The organism is Aeromonas sp. 603757 (assembly GCF_049171255.1).
GTDB lineage: Bacteria > Pseudomonadota > Gammaproteobacteria > Enterobacterales > Aeromonadaceae > Aeromonas > Aeromonas veronii_A.
Window position 1 is genome coordinate 69,080 of the sequence record NZ_JAAKOE010000005.1, and the last position, 18,899, is coordinate 87,978.

At 59.2% G+C, this 18,899-nt stretch carries 17 protein-coding genes; 10 read left to right on the forward strand and 7 right to left on the reverse strand.

Annotated elements, in window-relative coordinates:
- The first annotated feature begins 71 nt into the window (after positions 1 to 71).
- The 5 genes from glsB to G5332_RS06555 all read left to right on the forward strand — a co-directional run bounded on the left by glsB (position 72) and on the right by G5332_RS06555 (position 4,511).
- Positions 72 to 992 carry a glutaminase B gene (gene glsB, locus G5332_RS06535; protein WP_005348151.1) on the forward strand — a complete coding sequence of 307 codons (921 nt, stop codon included), beginning with the start codon at positions 72 to 74 and terminating at the stop codon, positions 990 to 992.
- A gap of 29 nt (positions 993 to 1,021) precedes the next feature.
- Complete coding sequence (locus G5332_RS06540; protein ID WP_139730845.1) at positions 1,022 to 2,317, forward strand: sulfurtransferase; 1,296 nt, start codon at positions 1,022 to 1,024, stop codon at positions 2,315 to 2,317.
- 124 nt (positions 2,318 to 2,441) lie between these two features.
- Positions 2,442 to 3,617 (forward strand): S8 family peptidase, encoded by a 1,176-nt coding sequence (locus G5332_RS06545; protein WP_421208820.1) that lies wholly within the window; start codon positions 2,442 to 2,444, stop codon positions 3,615 to 3,617.
- A 113-nt stretch (positions 3,618 to 3,730) separates the two neighbouring features.
- Positions 3,731 to 3,940 carry a YgdI/YgdR family lipoprotein gene (locus tag G5332_RS06550; RefSeq protein ID WP_129503426.1) on the forward strand — a complete coding sequence of 70 codons (210 nt, stop codon included), beginning with the start codon at positions 3,731 to 3,733 and terminating at the stop codon, positions 3,938 to 3,940.
- 169 nt (positions 3,941 to 4,109) lie between these two features.
- Positions 4,110 to 4,511 (forward strand): DUF2541 family protein, encoded by a 402-nt coding sequence (locus G5332_RS06555; RefSeq protein WP_129503427.1) that lies wholly within the window; start codon positions 4,110 to 4,112, stop codon positions 4,509 to 4,511.
- Positions 4,512 to 4,594: 83 nt separating this feature from the next.
- On the opposite strand, the gene mog is transcribed toward G5332_RS06555, so the two are convergent.
- Positions 4,595 to 5,125, reverse strand: a complete 531-nt coding sequence (gene mog / locus G5332_RS06560) for a molybdopterin adenylyltransferase (RefSeq protein ID WP_005354170.1) — start codon at positions 5,123 to 5,125, stop codon at positions 4,595 to 4,597.
- 392 nt (positions 5,126 to 5,517) lie between these two features.
- Between mog and G5332_RS06565 the strand changes: the two genes are divergently transcribed.
- The 4 genes from G5332_RS06565 to folA all read left to right on the forward strand — a co-directional run bounded on the left by G5332_RS06565 (position 5,518) and on the right by folA (position 7,860).
- Positions 5,518 to 5,853, forward strand: coding sequence for a DUF3135 domain-containing protein (locus tag G5332_RS06565; RefSeq protein ID WP_421205075.1), 336 nt, complete (start codon positions 5,518 to 5,520; stop codon positions 5,851 to 5,853).
- Positions 5,854 to 6,088: 235 nt separating this feature from the next.
- A complete protein-coding gene (locus G5332_RS06570; protein WP_421258059.1) occupies positions 6,089 to 6,886 on the forward strand; it encodes a threonine/serine exporter family protein in 798 nt (265 codons plus the stop codon).
- Positions 6,883 to 7,350: a threonine/serine exporter family protein gene (locus G5332_RS06575; RefSeq protein ID WP_026035076.1), complete on the forward strand. Its 468-nt coding sequence runs from the start codon at positions 6,883 to 6,885 to the stop codon at positions 7,348 to 7,350. The genes G5332_RS06570 and G5332_RS06575 overlap by 4 nt, the downstream gene beginning before the upstream one ends.
- Positions 7,351 to 7,368: 18 nt before the next feature.
- Entirely contained in the window at positions 7,369 to 7,860 is a 492-nt protein-coding gene (folA, locus tag G5332_RS06580; RefSeq protein WP_421249385.1) for a type 3 dihydrofolate reductase, read from the forward strand.
- Positions 7,861 to 7,939: 79 nt separating this feature from the next.
- On the opposite strand, the gene G5332_RS06585 is transcribed toward folA, so the two are convergent.
- From G5332_RS06585 to prfB, 5 genes are all read right to left on the reverse strand, one after another.
- Positions 7,940 to 8,734, reverse strand: coding sequence for a phosphoadenylyl-sulfate reductase (locus G5332_RS06585; RefSeq protein WP_115521878.1), 795 nt, complete (start codon positions 8,732 to 8,734; stop codon positions 7,940 to 7,942).
- The gene (cysI, locus tag G5332_RS06590; RefSeq protein WP_421172127.1) at positions 8,724 to 10,448 is read right to left on the reverse strand and encodes an assimilatory sulfite reductase (NADPH) hemoprotein subunit; all 1,725 of its coding nucleotides are present in this window, start codon (positions 10,446 to 10,448) and stop codon (positions 8,724 to 8,726) included. The genes G5332_RS06585 and cysI overlap by 11 nt, the downstream gene beginning before the upstream one ends.
- Complete coding sequence (locus G5332_RS06595) at positions 10,448 to 12,241, reverse strand: assimilatory sulfite reductase (NADPH) flavoprotein subunit (protein WP_421172126.1); 1,794 nt, start codon at positions 12,239 to 12,241, stop codon at positions 10,448 to 10,450. The genes cysI and G5332_RS06595 overlap by 1 nt, the downstream gene beginning before the upstream one ends.
- Positions 12,242 to 12,452: 211 nt before the next feature.
- On the reverse strand, positions 12,453 to 13,988 hold the full coding sequence (gene lysS / locus G5332_RS06600) for a lysine--tRNA ligase (RefSeq protein WP_005335201.1): 1,536 nt from the start codon (positions 13,986 to 13,988) through the stop codon (positions 12,453 to 12,455).
- 16 nt (positions 13,989 to 14,004) lie between these two features.
- Positions 14,005 to 15,103, reverse strand: a protein-coding gene (gene prfB / locus G5332_RS06605) for a peptide chain release factor 2 (protein WP_421249386.1) whose coding sequence is annotated in 2 segments (ribosomal slippage) — positions 14,005 to 15,027 and positions 15,029 to 15,103 — 1,098 coding nt in all. Because the reading frame shifts where the segments join, the coding sequence is not laid out codon by codon here.
- Positions 15,104 to 15,359: 256 nt separating this feature from the next.
- Between prfB and G5332_RS06610 the strand changes: the two genes are divergently transcribed.
- The gene (locus G5332_RS06610; RefSeq protein ID WP_421172152.1) at positions 15,360 to 17,231 is read left to right on the forward strand and encodes a methyl-accepting chemotaxis protein; all 1,872 of its coding nucleotides are present in this window, start codon (positions 15,360 to 15,362) and stop codon (positions 17,229 to 17,231) included.
- Positions 17,232 to 17,462: 231 nt separating this feature from the next.
- Here G5332_RS06610 and gltS read toward each other — a convergent pair whose 3' ends face one another.
- On the reverse strand, positions 17,463 to 18,662 hold the full coding sequence (gene gltS / locus G5332_RS06615) for a sodium/glutamate symporter (protein WP_108614086.1): 1,200 nt from the start codon (positions 18,660 to 18,662) through the stop codon (positions 17,463 to 17,465).
- Positions 18,663 to 18,899: the final 237 nt, after the last annotated feature.

An 18,899-nucleotide genomic window follows, 5' to 3' on the forward strand; every position in this document is an offset into this window, starting at 1 on the left:
CGCTGGCGGGATTTTTGTCAGTGGGGATGGGATCTCCACCGCTGTTTTAGTCATGGAATCGCTTATTGCTTATGGTGTTGTCATCCGAATTACTGGCCAGCATCCTTGAAGAGGTGCGCCCGTTGCTGGGACAAGGCAAGGTGGCCGACTACATTCCGGCACTGGCTCAGGTACCGGCCGATCGGCTTGGTATCGCAGTCTGTACCGTCGAGGGGGAGCTGTTCACCGCCGGTGACGCTTTTGAACCCTTCTCCATCCAGAGTATCTCCAAGGCCCTGAGCCTGACCCTGGCACTCACCCTCTATCAGGAGGAGGAGATTTGGGCCCGGGTTGGCAAGGAGCCCTCCGGCCAGCCCTTCAACTCGCTGGTTCAGCTCGAGTTCGAGCAGGGGATCCCCCGCAACCCCTTTATCAATGCCGGGGCGCTGGTAGTGAGCGATCTGCTGGAGACCCGCCTCACTGCGCCCCGTCAGCGTACCCTCGAGCTGGTGCGCCGTCTTTCCGGCAATCCGGCCATCATGGCGGATCAGGTGGTCGCCCGCTCCGAATATCAGCACTCTGCCCGCAACGCCGCCATCGCCTATCTGATGAAGGCCTATGGCAACTTCGAAAACGAAGTGGACAAGGTGCTGCAAAGCTACTTCAATGCCTGTGCCATTCGCATGAGCTGCGTCGATCTGGCGCGGGCATTCATCTATCTGGCCAACCGTGGTGTGCCACTGGGCGAGAGCGTGCCACTGTTGCCAGCCCGCACCACCAAGCAGGTCAACGCCCTGCTCGCCACCTGCGGCCTTTATGACGAGGCGGGCGATTTTGCCTATCGGGTCGGCATGCCGGGCAAATCGGGTGTCGGCGGCGGTATCATCGCCCTGATCCCGGGCGAGCTCTGCGTCTGTGTCTGGTCGCCCGAGCTCAACAAAGCCGGTAACTCGCTGGCGGGCACGGCGGCGCTGGAGCTGCTGGCCGAGCGGCTGGGTCGCTCCATTTTTTAACCTTGTTCACTATGAATCGAGAAATCACCATGAAACGACATCTTCGCTTCCTGCAGGCCGCGCTGGCGACCTTACTGCTCTGGTGTGCCCTGCCCGCCGTGGCTGGGGAGTTGCCACCGCTTTCGCTGGCCGATGCCAAGGCCAAACAGGCGGTCATCCTGGATACCCGCGCCAGCTACTTCTATCAGGGGTGGCCGATGGAAGGGGAGAAGCAGGGCGGCCATGTGGCGGGCGCCGAGAACCTCTCAGCCGAGTGGAAATACAGCGATGAAGAGTGGCCAAAGGCGCTCGAGATCAAGGGACTGAAGGCCGATCGTCCGGTTGCCCTCTACGGTGCGTCCCGCGAAGTGGCCGAGGTGGCCCGTCTGCTGCGCAAGCAGGGGATCAAGCAGCTGTTCGAGCTGCAAGGGTGGCAAGCCGCACCGCGCGAGTCGCTGGCACGCTGGCAGCAGCTGGTCTATCCGCGCTGGTTGGCGGATCTGCAAGAGGGCAAGCCAGTTGCCGCGGCGCCCAAGGGCGACTGGAAGCTGTTTGAAGTGGATTGGGGTTCACCCAAGGCCTACCTCATCAGCCACATCCCGGGGGCCGGTTATATCGATACCAACAGCCTCGAAGAGGAGCCGCTGTGGAACAAGGTCTCTGACGAAGCGCTCAAGAAGCTGCTGCTGGATAACGGCATCCGTCACGACACCACAGTGATCCTTTACGGTCGCAACACCATGGCGGCCGCCCGTGCCGCGCACCTGATGATGTATGCGGGGGTGGAAGATGTACGCCTGCTGGACGGTGGTCTGGATGCCTGGTTTATCCAGCACCTGCGCACCGAAACCGGTCTGCCCAACAAATATGAGCCGGTGAAGGAGTTTGGCGTGGCCATTCCCGCTCACCCCGAGTACTACACCACGTTAAGTCAGGCAAAAGAGCTGCTCAAGCAGCCCGATAGCGCACTGGTCAGCGTGCGTACCTGGGACGAGTTTGTCGGCAACACCTCAGGTTACAGCTACATCAAGCCGAAGGGCGATATTCCGGGGGCCAAGTGGGGTCACGGTGGGGTGGATGCCAACAGCATGAGCGACTTCCACAACCCGGACGGCACCATGAAGCCGGCCCGCGAGATCCTCGCCATGTGGGAGCAGTGGAATATCGAGCCAACTCAGCAGGCCGCATTCTACTGCGGTACCGGCTGGCGCGCCTCCGAGGCCTTCTTCTACGCCTGGCTGATGGACTGGAAACGGATCAGCGTCTACGACGGCGGTTGGTATGAGTGGAGTTCCGATCCCAAGAACCCGACCGTGACCGGTGAGCGCCAGCCCGCCAAGTCATGATTGCGCTCTTGCGCTTCAAAGAAGAGGCCGGACAGATGTCCGGCCTTTTTGTATCCGCTCGGGCCTGCGCCAGCCTGCCACTACACTTTGCTGGTGGCTATCAGGTCGATGGAAGGAGTGACTGATGAGACGGATATGGACAGGCCTGCTGGTGGCAGGCGTACTGACACAGGGGGTAATGGCTGCCGAACGGGCTCGTTATCTGGTGCAACTCAAGCCGGGGGCGGAGGCCGCTGTGCTGGCCCAAAGCAAAGGGATGGGGGGCGAGCTGGCCCTGCAACTGCCCGAGCAGCATGCGCTGGCGCTCTGGTTGCCAGCTGCTGCAGCGACAGCGCTGGCGCGCAACCCCAACGTGCTGTGGGTGGAGCCGGATGCCAAGCGTTATGCCAGTGCCGAGACCCTGCCTTATGGCATTCCCATGGTACAGGCGCCACAACTGAGCGATGGTATGGCCGGAGAGGTGCTGGTGTGTATCATTGACTCTGGCTATAGCGGCAATCACCCGGATCTGCCCCATGGGGCGCAGGTGCAGGGTAGTGACAACGCAGGTACAGGCAGCTGGAGCAGTGACGAAAACGGTCACGGCACCCACGTGGCAGGCACCATAGCCGCCATTGGGGGGAACGACATGGGCGTGGTCGGTGTCTTGCCGAATCAGAGTGTCCCGCTGCACATCATCAAGGTGTTTGGCGCCAACGGCTGGGCCTATACCTCCAACCTGGTGGGGGCTCTCAATGCCTGCAAGCAGGGGATGAGCAGTCGTGGCTTTACTCGCATGGTCATCAACATGAGCCTAGGGGGCAATGTGCCCAGCAAGACGGAAGAGCAGGCGTTCAATCAGGCTTACAGCCAGAATGTGTTGAGTGTGGCGGCGGCGGGCAATGCGGGCAACACCAGCAAGTCCTATCCCGCCTCTTACAGCAGTGTGGTGAGCGTGGCTGCTATCGATGGCAGCAAGCAGTTGGCTTATTTCTCGCAACGCAACGATCAGGTGGAGCTGGCGGCCCCCGGTGTTGCTGTGCTGTCGACCGTGCCGAGTGGTTACGCCAGCTACAGCGGTACCTCGATGGCGACCCCTCATGTGGTCGGGGTCGCCACCCTGGCCTGGTCACAGCGGCTGGAGTGCAGCAATGATCAACTGCGCCAGACCCTGCGCAGCAGCGCCCAGGATCTGGGGGCTGTCGGACGGGACAACAGCTATGGCTATGGTCTGGTGCAGGCCAGAGTCGCGGCAGATCGGCTGGCACTTGGCTGTGGTTCCGGTACCGGTAGCAGTGGCAAACCGGGTGGTCGCAAGTAACTGATTTTTGATGGTGATCTCACTTTATTGTGCAAGTTTCCGACTGCCTGCCGGATTGGAGTAGGCTGGATATGACACCCTCGTGGTGAGGGTGAAAGGAGAAGAGTGCGCCTATGAAAAAACTGATGATGATCCTGGTGTGCGCCCTGGGGCTGGTAGCATGCAGCTCCCAATACATCATGAGCACCAAGGATGGCAAGATGATCACCACAGAGAGCAAGCCCAAGCTGGACGAGAGTACCGGTATGTATCGCTATTACGATCATGAAGGGCGTGAGGTGATGATCAATAAAGAAGATGTGACCCAGATCATGGAGCGTTGAGCGCTCATATGCAGTCAGGGCCGCAATATGCGGCCCTTCACATTTTTACCGGCAAATTCCTCCATTTTCTCAGGCAATCGCCCCTCTTTCGCCGCAAATGCGCGTTCGGGTACAGCTTCCGTTATGGTTCGGTCCGTATTATTGCACTCCGTTTTTTATTGGAGGTGTTATGTCCCTGATGTCTATCTGGAATTCCCGTTTTTCCGCGCGCACCCTGCTGGGTGGTGTCTTGCTGGTGGTGGCGTCAGCCAGCCATGCTGGCGATGATCAGTTCACGCTGGGGCGGACTATTTTGCTGGGGGCCGGTGATCATGGTGCGACAATTCCTTTGGTGATTTGCCGTCAGACCAAATATATCAAGGTGAAGGCGGAACGTGATTTGACCCTGGATCGGGTGGTGGTGACCTATGGTGGTGATCGTACCAAAACCATTCGCTTCGATCGGGAGATGAGCAGTGATAAAGAGACCGAGTGGAAATCACTGGGTTCGCGTCGTTGTGTGAAAAAGATCGAAGTGTACGGTAATTCAGAGCGCAGCAAAGCGGGCGTAAAAGTATTCGGCCGTAAATAATCGATGCATTTTGTCTGCACGAACAGATGAGCTAAAAATAATGGCGAGCCGTGGCTCGCCATTATTTTTTATGGTCGGCTTTGCTATTTTTTCGGCCGAAATGGCTTGATGACAGTTTCATCGCACTCGAGATACGGCCCTTCCATCAAATCGATGCAGTAGGGGATGGCGGGGAATACTGCATCCAGACACTCGCGGATCGATTTGGGCTTGCCCGGCAGATTGACGATCAGGGTGTCGTCGCGCAGTCCGGCTGTCTGGCGCGACAGAATGGCGGTCGGCACAAACTTGAGGGATTCGGCCCGCATCAGCTCGCCAAAGCCCGGCATCATGCGATCACACACCGCTTCGGTCGCTTCCGGCGTGACATCCCGCTTGGCCGGGCCGGTGCCGCCTGTGGTGACGATGAGACAACACTGCTCTTCATCCGCCAGCCGGATCAGGGTCGCTTCAATCTGATCCTGTTCATCGGGGATCACCTGATAGACAGGTTCCCACTCCGAGGTCAGATAGGCGTTCAGGGTGTCGATGATGGCCTTGCCGGAGAGGTCTTCATAGATACCCGCGCTGGCGCGATCGCTGACGGTGACGATACCGATTTTTGCCTTGCTCATGGTCTGCTCTTGAATGTCCGATAAAAGTGGCAATTAAAATAACATAATCAGTGGGATATGTTAAACCGTCAGGAGATGACGCGGGTCGGTGAGGGAAGAATAAAGTGTCGAATGAAGCAAAATAAGGCCACCCGGATTTTTATTTGCAATAAAAAACAGAAAATCACAACCTAAAATGTATAAGTGTTTATCTCGCCTGAATTAAAAACAATCGCTTGTTTCCAAACACAATTAAAATAGATAGACACCCTCGTAGTGACCATTGTCCGGTTTAGTCCCCAGTGGATGGATTGAACCCTTTTTAGCCGCGTCGTATATACAGATTCATATGGCTGGGACGTGATGGTGTGGTACCGCAGTGTGTTGCCAGCAATAGTCGCCAAGGAGGGCATATGGAGTTGCCTGATTTTGACACCCTGAAGGAGTTGGCCGCGAGAGAGCCTTCCCGGCTGGATGCGATCCTGGAGCAGCAGATCGACCAGTTGATGGCCCGTGCGAGCCCCGATCAGCAGCGCCGTCTGCGCGGATTGCAGTTCAAGATTGATGGTCAGCGTCGGCTGGCTAAAAACAATCTAGACAGCTGTATCCGGATTGCCAACATGATGCGGGAATCCTTTTATCTGATGCGCAGCGAAATGATCCAGTTCAGAGAAGAGGGAGAGCCTCCGCCTGAAAACGATGGCAGTGGTAAAATAATCCGTCTGGCGGACTATCGACGTCGTAAATAATCTGCAAGAAACTCCTTGGTTGATATTTCAGCCAAATCGGTGAGGTCATAATAAAGGGAATTGCTGACGACCTGATTGTTATGGTTTTTAATGTTGGTCGTAATGTATTTGTGATGTAATCTCTTTTATCCTTCTTGTAATAAATTATTAGTCAGGTTGTGATTGAGGTGGATGAATAACGGTAAAAGTTAGGCTAATATGGCCGAAATTTTTATTGCTACGACTCGAAGGGATTATGAGAAGTATCACACCAAGACGGGTGTTGTCGCGGGAGCAACAGACAGAGATCACCCGCATTATCGTCAAGGTGGGTCAGTTGTTGGCCCAGTTCGGGGCGGAGAGCCGGATCATCGAACAGACCACGGTGCGACTGGGGATGGCGCTGGGGTTGGAGAGTGTCGAAATGGCTATCTCGTCGAGCGCCATTGTGCTCACCAGTCTCTATCAGGGCAGCTGTGTCACCACCACTCGGCGGGTGCGCGAGCATGGCATCAACATGCAGGTGGTGTGCGAGATCCAGCGGATCTGCATCATGGCGGAGAAAGAGCTGATCGGTGCCCGTGAAGTGCGCCAGCGGCTCGAGGCCATCGCCCCCTTTCACTATCACCCCTGGCTGGTGGTCCCCATGGTAGGGCTCTCTTGCGGCGCCTTCAGCCTGCTGTTTGGCGGTGACTGGCCCATCTTCCTGGTGACCTGTTTCTCGTCTGCCGTGGCGATGCGGGTGCGCCAGCTGATGGCCCGCCATCACCACAGCCCGCTCATCAACTTTGCCGCCACCGGCTTTATTGCCACCTTGCTCTCCTCCAGCGCCACCTTCTTTAACTGGGGTGACCAGCCCTATCTCGCCATGGCGGCCAGCGTGCTGCTGCTGGTGCCGGGCTTTCCGCTGATCAATGCCGTCTCCGACATGGTGAAGGGCTACTTCAACATGGGGCTGGCCCGCTGGGGGACCGCGACCCTGCTGACCATCAGCGCTGCCATAGGTATCATTTTGGCCATGTCGGTCACCGGGATCTGGGGGTGGAAAGTATGATGGATTTGCTCTGGCTACTGGCCAAGGATGCCTTCTGGTCCTCCATTCCAGCGGTGGGGTTTGCCATGCTGTTCAACGTGCCGCCACGGATGCTGAAGTATTGCGCCATGGGCGGCGCACTGGCCCACAGCTTGCGTACCCTGCTGATCCACTACGGCATGCCCATCGAGTGGGCGACGCTGGCGGCAGCGACCACGGTCGGCTTTGTCTGCGTCTATTGGTCGCGCCGTCTGCTGGCGCCGCGTCCGGTGTTCAGCGTTGCCTCCATCATTCCGATGATCCCGGGCAGTTATGCCTTCAAGACCATGATTGCGGTGGTAGAGCTCAACATCAACGGCGTGACCATGGAGTTGATCCAGAGTGCGGTGGAGAACGGCCTCAAGGCGCTCTTTATCGTCGGTGCCCTCAGTTTCGGTTTGGCGATCCCCTCTCTGGTCGTGTACCGTAACCGCCCCATAATCTGACAGACGGTGAGAGGCCCCATGAAGATTTCCATGATTGCCGCCATGGCCCACGACAGGGTGATCGGCAAGGACAACCAGATGCCCTGGCATCTGCCTGCCGATCTGGCCCACTTCAAGCGTGTCACCCTCGGTAAAACGGTATTGATGGGGCGCAAGACCTTTGAATCCATCGGTCGACCGCTGCCCGGACGGCGCAATCTGGTGATCAGCCGCAATCCCGACTATCAGGCTGAGGGCATTGAGGTGGTGGGCTCCGTCGAGGCGGCGCTGGCGCTGTTGGCAGGCAGCTCGGTGGAGGAGTTGATGGTGATCGGTGGTGGTCATCTCTATGCCGAGATGTTGCCGAGCGCGGATTGTCTCTACCTGACCCGCATCGATCTGGCGGTGGAGGGGGATACCCGCTTCCCCGCTTTTGACGATGGCCAGTGGCAACGGATTGAGTGCGAGAGCCATCCTGCCGATGAGAAGAACCCGCATCCCTATAGCTTCGAGACCTGGCAGCGCCGCTGACGGACGAATGCTAATGGGCAAATAACAACAAGGGCATCTTCGGATGCCCTTGTTGTTCTGTTGGGTTTTCAAGACGGAATTAGATGCCTGAGCCGTCGTTCTCGCCATTTTCCTCGTGCAAACCGCATTCGCGCTTGAGGCCGAAGAAGCGGGTCTGCTCCTCGCTCATGCCCGGCTCCCACTTGGCGGTGGTGTGGACATCGCCCACCGAGAGATAACCCTGCTCCCACAGCGGGTGGTAGGGGAGGTCGAACTCTTTGAAGTAGTAGAAGACATCCTTGTTGCTCCAGTCGATCACCGGCAGGAACTTGAAGCGGCCGCGCTGGATGCCCAGCACCGGCAGCTTGCCACGGCTGCCAGACTGCTCCCGGCGCAGGCCGGAGAACCAAGTCTGGGCCCCCAGCTCACGCAGGGCGCGGTCCATCGGCTCCACCTTGTTGAGCTGGTTGTAGCGGGTGATCCCCTCCACGCCCTGCTCCCACAAGAGGCCAAATCGCGCCTCCTGCCAGGCTGGGCTGAGCTCGGCCCGGTAGATCTTCAGGTTGAGCGCGAGGCGCTCGGTCAGCTCGTCGATGAAACGGTAGGTTTCGGGGAACAGATAACCGGTATCGGTCAGCACCACGGGCACGTCGGCCCGCTCGCGGCTTACCAGATGGAGCATCAGCGCCGCCTGAATGCCGAAACTGGATGAGAGCACATGCTCCCCCGGCAGATTGGCCAGGGCCCAGCGCACCCGCTCGGGGGCACTCATGGTATCCAGCTCCCGGTTGAGGGGCGCGAGTGCCTCGACTTGCTCCTCACGGCCGAGGGCCAGCAGCGCCTGCAGGTCAAGGCGGCCATCTTCAGTGACATTAAGCGGCTGATTAAGCGGCATAGAAGTCCCTCGCGGAGTCGATGACCGGGGCTATGATGCCGGCGCGAATGACGAAGTCACCGAAGCACTCGCCAGCGTGGCGATCTTTGGCCCAGCGGCCGATAAGCACGTCGAGTTCGGCCAAAATCTGCGGCTCGGTGATGTTCTCCTGATAGAGGCGCGGAATGCGGGTCCCCTCCAGATTGCCCCCCAGATGGAGGTTGTAGCGGCCGGGCGCCTTGCCCACCAGACCCACTTCCGCCAGCATGGCGCGGCCGCAGCCGTTGGGGCAGCCGGTGACCCGGAAGATGATGGCGTCATCCGCCAGCCCATGCTTGGTGAGCAAGCCCTCGATGTCGGTGACAAACGCTGGCAGCATGCGCTCCGCCTCGGCCATCGCCAGCGGGCAGGTGGGCAGGGCCACACAAGCCATGGACTGCTTGCGCTGCTCGCTCACGCCGTCATCCAGCAGGCCGTACTGGCGCGCCAGCCCCTCGATGCGGGCCTTCTCGCTGGCAGGTACCCCGGCGATGATCAGGTTCTGGTTGGCGGTCAGGCGAAAATCCCCCTGATGCACCTTGGCGATCTCCAGCATGCCGGTTTTGAGCGGCTTGCCCGGGAAGTCCAGCAGGCGGCCATTCTCGATAAACAGGGTGAGGTGGTGCTTGCCGTCGATCCCCTCGACCCAACCGAAGCGATCGCCCCGGCTGGTGAACTCATAGGGGCGAACCGGCCCGAACTGGATGCCGGCGCGGCTCTCCACCTCGGCCTTGAAGGCCTCGACACCGACGCGCTCGAGGGTGTACTTGGTCTTGGCGTTCTTGCGGTTGACCCGGTTGCCCCAGTCGCGCTGGGTGCTGACCACGGCGGCCGCCACCTCCAGCACGTGGGAGAGCGGAATAAAGCCAAAGTCGCTCGCCTTGCGCGGGTAGGTGCTGGTGTCGCCGTGGGTCATGGCGAGGCCCCCGCCCACCAGCACGTTGAAGCCAACCAGCTTGCCATGCTCGGCAATGGCCACGAAGTTGAGATCGTTGGCGTGGATATCCACGTCGTTGTGAGGCGGGATCACCACAGTGGTCTTGAACTTGCGCGGCAGGTAGTTGGAACCCAGGATCGGCTCTTCGTCACCCCCCAGCTTCTCGCCGTCCAGCCAGATCTCCACGTAGGCGTGGGTCTTGGGCAGCAGGTGCTCGGAGATCTTCTTGGCCCACTCGTAGGCCTCCTGATGCAGCTCGGACTCCACCGGGTTGCTGGTGCAGAGCACGTTGCGGTTTACATCGCCTGCGGTGGCGATGGAGTCGATGCCGGTGCTGTTGAGGGTCTGGTGCATCAGCTTGATGTCGCGCTTCAATACCCCGTGGAACTGGAAGGTCTGTCGGGTGGTAAGGCGGATGCTGCCGTACAGGCTGTGCTCTTCGGCGAACTTGTCGATGATTTGCCACTGGGCCGGGGTGATGATCCCACCCGGCAGGCGGGCACGCAGCATGACGTTGTGCAGCGGCTCCAGCTTCTGGGCGGCGCGCTCCGGGCGGATGTCGCGGTCATCCTGCTGGTACATGCCGTGAAAGCGGATCAGCTGGAAGTTGTCGCCGTTAAAGCCGCCGGTGAGCGGGTCCTGCAGATCTTGCTCTATGGTGCCGCGCAGGAAGTTGCTCTCGCGCTTGAGGCGCTCGTTGTCGGCCAGCGGCCCTTCGACCGGTCCCGCTTTTGGGTGAGAAAGAGGTTGTTTGCTCATCAATAGACATCCCTTTGATAACGTTTGGCACGACGCAATTCGCTCAAATACTCTTCTGCTTCCTCACGGCTCTTGTGGCCGTGTTCGGCAATCACTTCCAGCAGGGCCTCCTGCACATCCTTGGCCATCTGGTTGGCGTCACCACACACATAGAAGTGAGCACCTGCTTCCAGCCACTGATAGAGCTCAAGCCCGGCCTCGCGCAGGCGGTCCTGCACATAGATCTTGTTGGCCTGATCCCGGCTGAAGGCCAGGGAGATCTTCGACAGCAGCCCCGATTTCACATAACGCTGCCACTCCACCTGATAGAGGAAATCCTGGGTAAAGTGGGGGTTGCCGAAGAAGAGCCAGTTCTTGCCTTCCGCGCCCTGAGCTTCCCGCTCCTGCATAAAGGCGCGGAACGGGGCGATGCCGGTGCCTGGGCCCACCATGATGACGGGTGTGTCGGGATTGGCGGGCAGGCGGAAGTTGTCGTTGTGCTCCACGAATACCCGCACCTCGCCATCCTCAATCAGCCGATCCGCCAGATAGGAGGAGGCGGCGCCAGAGCGCACAGTGCCATCTTCCTGCGGGTAACGTACCACACCGACGGTCAGGTGCACCTCCTCTTCCACTTCGCTCTGGGCGGAGGCGATGGAGTAGAGGCGCGGGGTGAGGGGGCGCAGCAGGCCAACCAGCTGCTCGGCAGTGAGCGCGGTCGGGAAGCGTTTCAGCACATCCACCACCTGAGCGGAGGCCACCAGTGCATTGACCTGGGCCTTGTCACCGGCCAAGTCTTTCAGCGCCGCGTTGTCCGATATGTCAGCGAGTCCTGTGATAAAGCCGCCGTGCAGCCGGGTCAGTTCGAAGTGACTGGTCAGGGCGGCGCGCAAGGTGCCGTGGGCCGTGGCTTCATCACCAGAGAGGCCGGTCAGGGCCAGCAGTTCGCCCACCAGTTCGGCGTCATTGTCGAACCAGACACCGAGGGCATCTCCCGGCTGATAGGTGAGGCCGGAGTCGGTCAGATTGATCTCGATATGGCGGATATCCTTGGTGGAATCCCGGCCGGTGATCTTCTGATTGACCGACAGGCGGGCAGGGAAGGGATTCTCCTTGCTGTACTGGCTGTGGCCAACCGCCTGCTGCACAGCGCTTGTCACGCTGCTGCTGGCCGTACCGGCGGAGAGGGTCGCGGCAATGGCATTGAGTGCCTGTTCGCTCCAGCTCTTGGCGGCATCCTGATAATCCACATCGAGGCTGGCGAGCTCATAAATGCGCTCGGCTCCAGCGCTGGCGAGGAAGTTGTCAAAATCTTTGCCGGTTTGGCAGAAAAATTCGTAGGAGCTGTCACCCAGCCCCAGCACCGCGAACTTGAGGCCGTCCAGCTTGCCGATCTTGCCTTTTTTAAGCTGCTCGAACAGGTCGACGGCGCTCTCCGGCGGTTCACCCTCCCCGTAAGTGCTCACTACCACCAGCAGGTGGCTCTCTTTCTTGAGCTGCTTGGGTTTGTAGTCGGCCATCGATGCGAGGGTGACCGGTAGACCGCGGGCCTCGGCCTGCGCTTTGATGGCACTGGCTACACCTTTGGCGTTGCCGGTCTGGGAGCCGTAGAGAATGGTCAGGCTGCCGCTGGGCGCCGCGACTTCTGCGCCGGCGGTCGCAACGGGCTGGACGCCCGCTTGGGAGAGGCCGTAGAGATATCCGCTCACCCAGGCCAGTTGCTGGGTATTGAGGGTCGAGAGTACCTGGCCCAGCTGACGTTGCTGCTCGTCAGAGAGGGGGGAGAGGTTGAATGGGGAATCCTTCAATTGCATCACACGCGTCTTCCATGGTCTGATTTTTGGCCAGATTAAAGGGCGTTTTGGATAACAACAAAGAATAAAAATATCTTCTTTATTCCATTATTGAATTTATAAAGTGATTTGGCGGTAAAGGAGATAGAAAAACGCCCCGCAGTCGCGGGGCGTTTTTATGGGCTATCACGCTTGGGATTGACCCAAGGGATGTAGCTAACTTCTGCGGGCCTTATTTCTGCGGACGCAGGGCAGGGAACAGAATAACGTCACGGATGGTGTGGCTGTTGGTGAACAGCATGACCAGACGGTCGATACCGATACCCTGACCGGCCGTCGGCGGCAGGCCGTGTTCCAGTGCGGTGACGAAGTCTGCGTCGTAGAACATGGCTTCGTCGTCGCCAGCTTCTTTCTGATCAACCTGATCCTGGAAGCGCTTGGCCTGATCTTCTGCATCGTTCAGCTCGGAGAAGCCGTTGGCCAGCTCGCGGCCACCGATGAAGAATTCGAAGCGGTCGGTTACGTCCGGGTTCACGTCGTTGCGGCGAGCCAGCGGAGAAACGGCAGCCGGGTACTCGGTGATGAAGGTCGGTTGCAGCAGCATGTGCTCCACGGTCTCTTCGAAGATCGCGGTGATCACGTGGCCCAGTTCCCATCCCTTCATCAGCTCGATGTGCAGACGCTTGGCAACGGCCTTGGCGCTCTCCAGGGTAGCCAGATCGTCCAGAGTTACGTCCGGGTTGAACTTCAGGATGGACTCGACCATGGTGAGGCGCTGGAACGGCTGACCGAAATCGATGGTCAGGCCCTCTTCGCCCTCTTTGGCGTAACGGATCTTGGTGTCGCCCAGAATGTCTTGCGCCAGGGTGCGCAGCAGCTCTTCGGTCAGGTCCATCAGATCGATGTAGTCGGCGTAGGCCATGTAGAACTCGATCATGGTGAACTCGGGGTTGTGACGAACCGAGATACCTTCGTTACGGAAGTTGCGGTTGATCTCGTAGACACGCTCGAAACCACCGACCACCAGACGCTTCAGATAGAGCTCCGGAGCGATACGCAGGTACATGTCGATGTCCAGCGCATTGTGGTGAGTGACGAACGGACGCGCGGAGGCACCACCCGGGATGACTTGCATCATCGGGGTTTCCACTTCCATGAAGCGCTTTTCGTTGAAGAACTTGCGGATACCGGCAACCACCTGGGTGCGGATCATGAAGGTCTTGCGGGACTCTTCGTTGGCGATCAGATCCAGGTAGCGCTGGCGGCAGCGAGCTTCCTGGTCGGTCAGGCCTTTGTGCTTCTCGGGCAGCGGACGCAGCGCCTTGGTCAGCAGGCGGATATCGGAAACGTGAACGGAGAGCTCACCGGTCTGGGTCTTGAACAGGGTACCTTCGACACCCACGATGTCGCCCAGATCCCACTTCTTGAACTGCTCGTTGTAGAAACCTTCCGGCAGGTCGTCACGGGTGACGTAGACCTGGATCTTGCCGGCCATGTCCTGCAGGGTGGCGAAAGAAGCCTTGCCCATGATCCGGCGGGTCATGATGCGACCGGCAATCTTCACCCGTTTACCCAGGCTCGTCAGCTCCTCGGCGCTTTTGTCGTCGAACTCTGCGTGCAGATCGCCAGAGAGGCTGTCGCGACGGAAGTCGTTGGGGAAAGGATTACCCTGGGCGCGCAGGGCGGCCAGCTTGGAACGACGCTCGGTCATCTCGTTGTTGAGTTCGAGAGTTTGGTCGACTTCCGGAGTGATGGTTTGTTCAGACATGGTGATTCCTGCTTGTTTACAGACCTGATTTCAGGCTGGCTTCGATAAACTTGTCCAAGTCACCGTCGAGCACCGATTGGGTATTACGGGTTTCGACGCCGGTGCGCAGATCCTTGATACGGGAGTCATCCAGCACATAGGAACGGATCTGGCTGCCCCAACCGATATCAGACTTGGTCTCTTCCAGGGCTTGTTTCTCAGCGTTCTGCTTCTGAATTTCCAGCTCGTAGAGCTTGGCTTTCAGCTGCTTCATACACTGGTCTTTGTTTTTGTGCTGGGAACGGTCGTTCTGGCACTGTACCACGACACCGGTCGGAACGTGGGTAATACGCACCGCGGATTCGGTTCGGTTAACGTGCTGACCACCGGCACCGGAGGCACGGTAGACGTCGATCCGCAGATCCGCCGGGTTGATCTCGATATCGATATCGTCGTCGATCTCGGGGTAGACGAACACAGAACAGAAGGAGGTGTGACGGCGGCCACCGGAATCGAACGGAGACTTGCGAACCAGACGGTGTACGCCGGTTTCGGTACGCAGCCAGCCGAACGCATATTCGCCGGTGAACTTGATGGTGGCGGATTTGATACCAGCCACGTCGCCTTCGGAGCATTCAATCAGCTCGGGCTTGTAGCCGTGGGCATCGCCCCAGCGCAGGTACATGCGCAGTACCATGTTGGCCCAATCCTGTGCTTCGGTACCACCGGAGCCGGATTGAATATCGATATAGCAGTCGGAGCCGTCGTGCTGACCGGAGAACATGCGGCGGAACTCGAGATCCACCAGCTTGGCTTCCAGTTGTTCGGATTCGGCGATGGCTTCGTTGAAGGTCTCTTCGTCTGCCCCTTCCACGGCCAGGCTCACCAGCATCTCGACGTCATCCACGCCCTGGGTCAGGGTGTCGATGGTGCCGACCACGTTTTCCAGCGCGACGCGCTCTTTGCCCAGCGCCTGTGCGCGCTCGGGCTCATTCCATACGTCCGGCTGTTCCAGCTCGGCGTTGACCTCTTCTAGACGCTCTTTCTTGGCGTCATAGTCAAAGGTACCCCCTAAGAAGCTCGGTCCGCTCAGACAGCTCCTTAAGTTTATTTAATACGGGATTAACTTCGAACATCGTGAAAACTCTCAGGGTCGATGTGATTTAAAAACGGGATATTCTAGCCAATTGTGGAAGGAATAAACAGGGTTGCCTTGGCTTGTGCGGCTCATGCCGTCAATTTCTGGTGCACTTTTCTCCACCTCGGTAGAAAATATCGCCCGCAGACCCATTTTCAGGTTCAGTTTTGGCCATTCGGGTCGCTAATGACTACGTGTAGTGTTGTGCAATTTAGGGAAAAACCCGCTCCTCACCTCAATAAGAAGAACACATGATGAAAAACCTGTCACTCAAGCAGAAGATACTGTTGTCAGTGGTGATCGCCCTTTCGTTGGTGATTTTGTTGCTCTCCTGGCAGAGCTATAGCAGCCAGAAGTCCCTGTTGCTGCAAGGCAGCCAGGAGCAGTTGCAACGGCTGGGTACCCAGCAGGCCGAGCGTGTCAGCGACTGGCTCGCCGCCCGTCGCGACGTGATCCAGGCGCTCGGCAACAAGGCCGGTGCCGAACCCCTCAATGCCTTGCAACAGGCACAAGTTTCCGGCCGTTTCCAGCTCACCTATTTCGGTGAGAGCAGCGGCAAGATGAATGACTCCGATCCCTCCATCAACCGCGATGGCTACGACCCGCGCTCCCGTGGCTGGTATCAGGAGGCGATGAGCAAAGGTGGCCTGATTGTCACCAAACCCTATCTCGACGTGGCTTACAACATCATGGTGGTGACCCTGGCCCAGCCGGTTTCTGGCGGGGTAGTCGGTGGTGACCTCTCCATCGCTTCGCTGGTGGAAGACGTGACCAAGATGCAGCTGCCTGCCGACGGTTTCGCCATCATGATGCACAAGGATGGCACCATCATCGCCTACAAGGATGCCGCCAAGGCGATGAAACCGGCCACCGAGATCGACAACGATCTGACCAATGCGCTGATCGAGCAGAGCAAGGCCAGCAACGGTCTGGTGGCGGCCTACTTCGACAACGAAGGACGTGACAAGCTGCTGTGGGCGGCTGATATCCCTGACACGGATTGGGAGCTGGTGCTGGTGCTGGACAAGGCCGCGCTGGAAGCGCCGCTCTCCTCCCTGCTGATGACCCAGCTGGGGATGGCGCTGCTGGTGCTGGTGGGCAGCATCCTCGCTATCTCCTGGCTGGTCAGCATGCTGCTTGGCCCGCTAACCAAGGTCTCCCAGGCACTGGCCCGCATTGCCGATGGTAACGGCGATCTGACCCAGCGCATCAAGATCGACGCCAACGACGAAGTGGGCCAACTGGCCAACAGCTTCAACCGTTTCGTCGGCAGCCAGCATCAGCTGATCGGTAATATCCGTCAGCTGGCCAACGAGTTGAACGCCGATGCCGAGCGCAGTCTGGTGACCAACCAGGCCGCGGTGGACGAGCTGCAGCGTCAGCAGCAGGAGGTGACCATGGTCGCCACTGCGGTCACCGAGATGGCGAGCGCCACCATGGAGATCGCCGGCAACGCCGAGAACACCGCCGCCGCTGCCCAGCAATCTGCCCAGAGCAGTGAGCAGGGCAAGATGCTGGTCAACAAGACCCGCCAGTCCATCAATGGTCTGGCCGAAGAGGTAGGGCAGGCGACCGAGGTGATCGGCGAGCTGAGCCGCCACGCGCAGGCGATCACCAGCATCCTCTCCACCATTCAGGGGATTGCCGAGCAGACCAACCTGCTGGCACTGAACGCAGCCATCGAAGCGGCTCGCGCCGGTGAGCAGGGTCGTGGTTTTGCGGTGGTCGCTGACGAGGTGCGGGTGCTGTCGCGCCGTACCCAGGACTCCACCCAGCAGATCCAGTCCACCATCGAGACCCTGCAACAGACCACCGCCCGCGCGGTGAGCCTGATGCAGACCAGTCAGGGGCTGGCGGACAACAGCGTGCAGGATGCGGATCAGGCGGTGCGCGCACTGGAAGAGATCACCAGTGCCATCTCCCTCATCTCCGACATGGCGGGCCAGATCGCCACTGCCGCCGAGGAGCAGACCCAGGTGACCGGCGAGATCACCCAGAACACCACCGCCATCAAGGATGTGAGTGACGAGATCACCGCCGCCGCCATGCGCGATCTGGATCAGGCCCAGAGTCTCAAGGGACGGGCAGCTGACCTTAACCAGCAGGTGTCGACCTTTATCCTGTAAGGTGCAACTCTCGGCCTGTTCCGGCTGAGATAAAAAAGCCCCGCCCTCTGTCGAGTGCGGGGCTTTTTGTTGTTCGGGGAAGTGCGGGATATAGGGATTCCGGGTTGCTCGCGGGTCACCCTGGTGGCGGATACGAGCCCCGGCTCTGCCTGCGTCACCTGGCGAGTCGATAACAAACAAAGAGCCCACCGAAAGGTGGGCTCTGATCATATACGTCTGACGGAAAGGGAATTACAGGAATGGCATCGCCATAAACAGCTTGATCACCATGGCGTTGATGATGTCGATAAAGAAGGCGCCCACCATGGGCACCACCAGAAACGCCAGGTGGGAGGGACCGAAGCGCTGGGTGATGGCCTGCATGTTGGCGATGGCGGTCGGGGTGGCCCCGAGGCCAAAGCCGCAGTGACCTGCCGCCAGCACGGCTGCATCATAGTTGCTGCCCATGACCCGGAAGGTGACGAAGATGGCGTAGAGCGCCATTGCCACGGTCTGGGCGGCCAGCAGAATGAAGATGGGCAGGGCCAGGCTGGCCAGATCCCACAATTTCAGGCTCATCAGTGCCATGGCGAGGAACAGCGACAGGCTGACGTTGCCCAGCAGGGAGACCTCGCGATCGCTCACCTCATGCCAGTTCAGCAGGGTCAGGACGTTGCGCAGCAGCACGCCGACAAACAGCACGCAGACAAAGATCGGCAGCTCGAAGGCGCCCCCTTTGAGAGAGGCCGAGAGCAGCTCGCCACCCTTGAGGCTGATGGCTATCAATGCCAGCGTTTCGATAACGCTGAAAGTGGTGAGGGGGCGCTCCATATCTGGCATTTCGAAGCCCTGGGGGGCCTCATCCTGATTGTGCTCCTCACCGGGCACCTGCACTTTCTTCACCAGATAGCGAGCCACCGGGCCACCGATCAGGCCGCCCAGCACCAGACCGAAGGTGGCGCAGGCGATGGCGAGTTCGGCAGCGGATTGCACGCCGTATTTCTCGGAGAAGGTGGCACTCCAGGCCGCCCCGGTGCCGTGGCCGCCGGAGAGAGTGATGGAGCCGGCCAGCAGCCCCATATGGGGATCCAGACCGAGCAGGGTCGCCAGACCGACACCCAGACTGTTCTGCACCAGCAGCAGGCCGGTGACCACCATCAGGAAGGTAACCACCGCCTTGCCGCCGCGTTTCAGGCTGGCGAGATCGGCGGAGAGACCGATGGAGGCGAAGAAGGCCAGCATCAGCGGGGTTTGCAGGCTGGTATCAAATTGCAGCTCCATCTGCAGGGTGGAGCGCAGCAGCAGCAGTACCAGCGCGACCACCAGGCCGCCGGCTACCGGTTTGGGGATGTTGAAGGTACGCAGCAGCCCGACTCGGGTAACCAACACCCGGCCAAGCAGCAATACCAGAGTGGCAGCGACCAGCGTTGCGTAGGAATCAAGTTGTAACATTCAGTACTCCCATGTTGATTGGCTGTGTCTTTCATAGCAAAAGACTTACAGATTCAGCCGGGATGAAAACAGTGTGGCTCATGCGCCAACAAAGAAGGGGAAACATCTCCCCGCCCCAGGAAAGATGGGGCTTGTGCGGGCCTGAAATGCTCAGGCATCCAGATGAGATTTTAGTAAAATTCGGCGGATTGTAGCAAAAAGCATCGTTTAATTCCATCTTTGTCGTATTAATGCTCG

What these genes read in the sequence shown, in the direction of transcription:
- G5332_RS06555 (WP_129503427.1), top strand. Translation starts at nt 4,110, where the DNA reads ATGTCCCTGATGTCTATCTGGAATTCCCGTTTTTCCGCGCGCACCCTG.
- G5332_RS06545 (WP_421208820.1), top strand. Translation starts at nt 2,442, where the DNA reads ATGAGACGGATATGGACAGGCCTGCTGGTGGCAGGCGTACTGACACAG.
- glsB (WP_005348151.1), top strand. Translation starts at nt 72, where the DNA reads ATGGTGTTGTCATCCGAATTACTGGCCAGCATCCTTGAAGAGGTGCGC.
- G5332_RS06585 (WP_115521878.1), bottom strand. Translation starts at nt 8,734, where the DNA reads ATGCCGCTTAATCAGCCGCTTAATGTCACTGAAGATGGCCGCCTTGAC.
- G5332_RS06570 (WP_421258059.1), top strand. Translation starts at nt 6,089, where the DNA reads ATGAGAAGTATCACACCAAGACGGGTGTTGTCGCGGGAGCAACAGACA.
- G5332_RS06565 (WP_421205075.1), top strand. Translation starts at nt 5,518, where the DNA reads ATGGAGTTGCCTGATTTTGACACCCTGAAGGAGTTGGCCGCGAGAGAG.
- mog (WP_005354170.1), bottom strand. Translation starts at nt 5,125, where the DNA reads ATGAGCAAGGCAAAAATCGGTATCGTCACCGTCAGCGATCGCGCCAGC.
- lysS (WP_005335201.1), bottom strand. Translation starts at nt 13,988, where the DNA reads ATGTCTGAACAAACCATCACTCCGGAAGTCGACCAAACTCTCGAACTC.
- gltS (WP_108614086.1), bottom strand. Translation starts at nt 18,662, where the DNA reads ATGTTACAACTTGATTCCTACGCAACGCTGGTCGCTGCCACTCTGGTA.
- G5332_RS06550 (WP_129503426.1), top strand. Translation starts at nt 3,731, where the DNA reads ATGAAAAAACTGATGATGATCCTGGTGTGCGCCCTGGGGCTGGTAGCA.
- folA (WP_421249385.1), top strand. Translation starts at nt 7,369, where the DNA reads ATGAAGATTTCCATGATTGCCGCCATGGCCCACGACAGGGTGATCGGC.
- cysI (WP_421172127.1), bottom strand. Translation starts at nt 10,448, where the DNA reads ATGAGCAAACAACCTCTTTCTCACCCAAAAGCGGGACCGGTCGAAGGG.
- G5332_RS06540 (WP_139730845.1), top strand. Translation starts at nt 1,022, where the DNA reads ATGAAACGACATCTTCGCTTCCTGCAGGCCGCGCTGGCGACCTTACTG.
- G5332_RS06575 (WP_026035076.1), top strand. Translation starts at nt 6,883, where the DNA reads ATGATGGATTTGCTCTGGCTACTGGCCAAGGATGCCTTCTGGTCCTCC.
- G5332_RS06595 (WP_421172126.1), bottom strand. Translation starts at nt 12,241, where the DNA reads ATGCAATTGAAGGATTCCCCATTCAACCTCTCCCCCCTCTCTGACGAG.
- G5332_RS06610 (WP_421172152.1), top strand. Translation starts at nt 15,360, where the DNA reads ATGAAAAACCTGTCACTCAAGCAGAAGATACTGTTGTCAGTGGTGATC.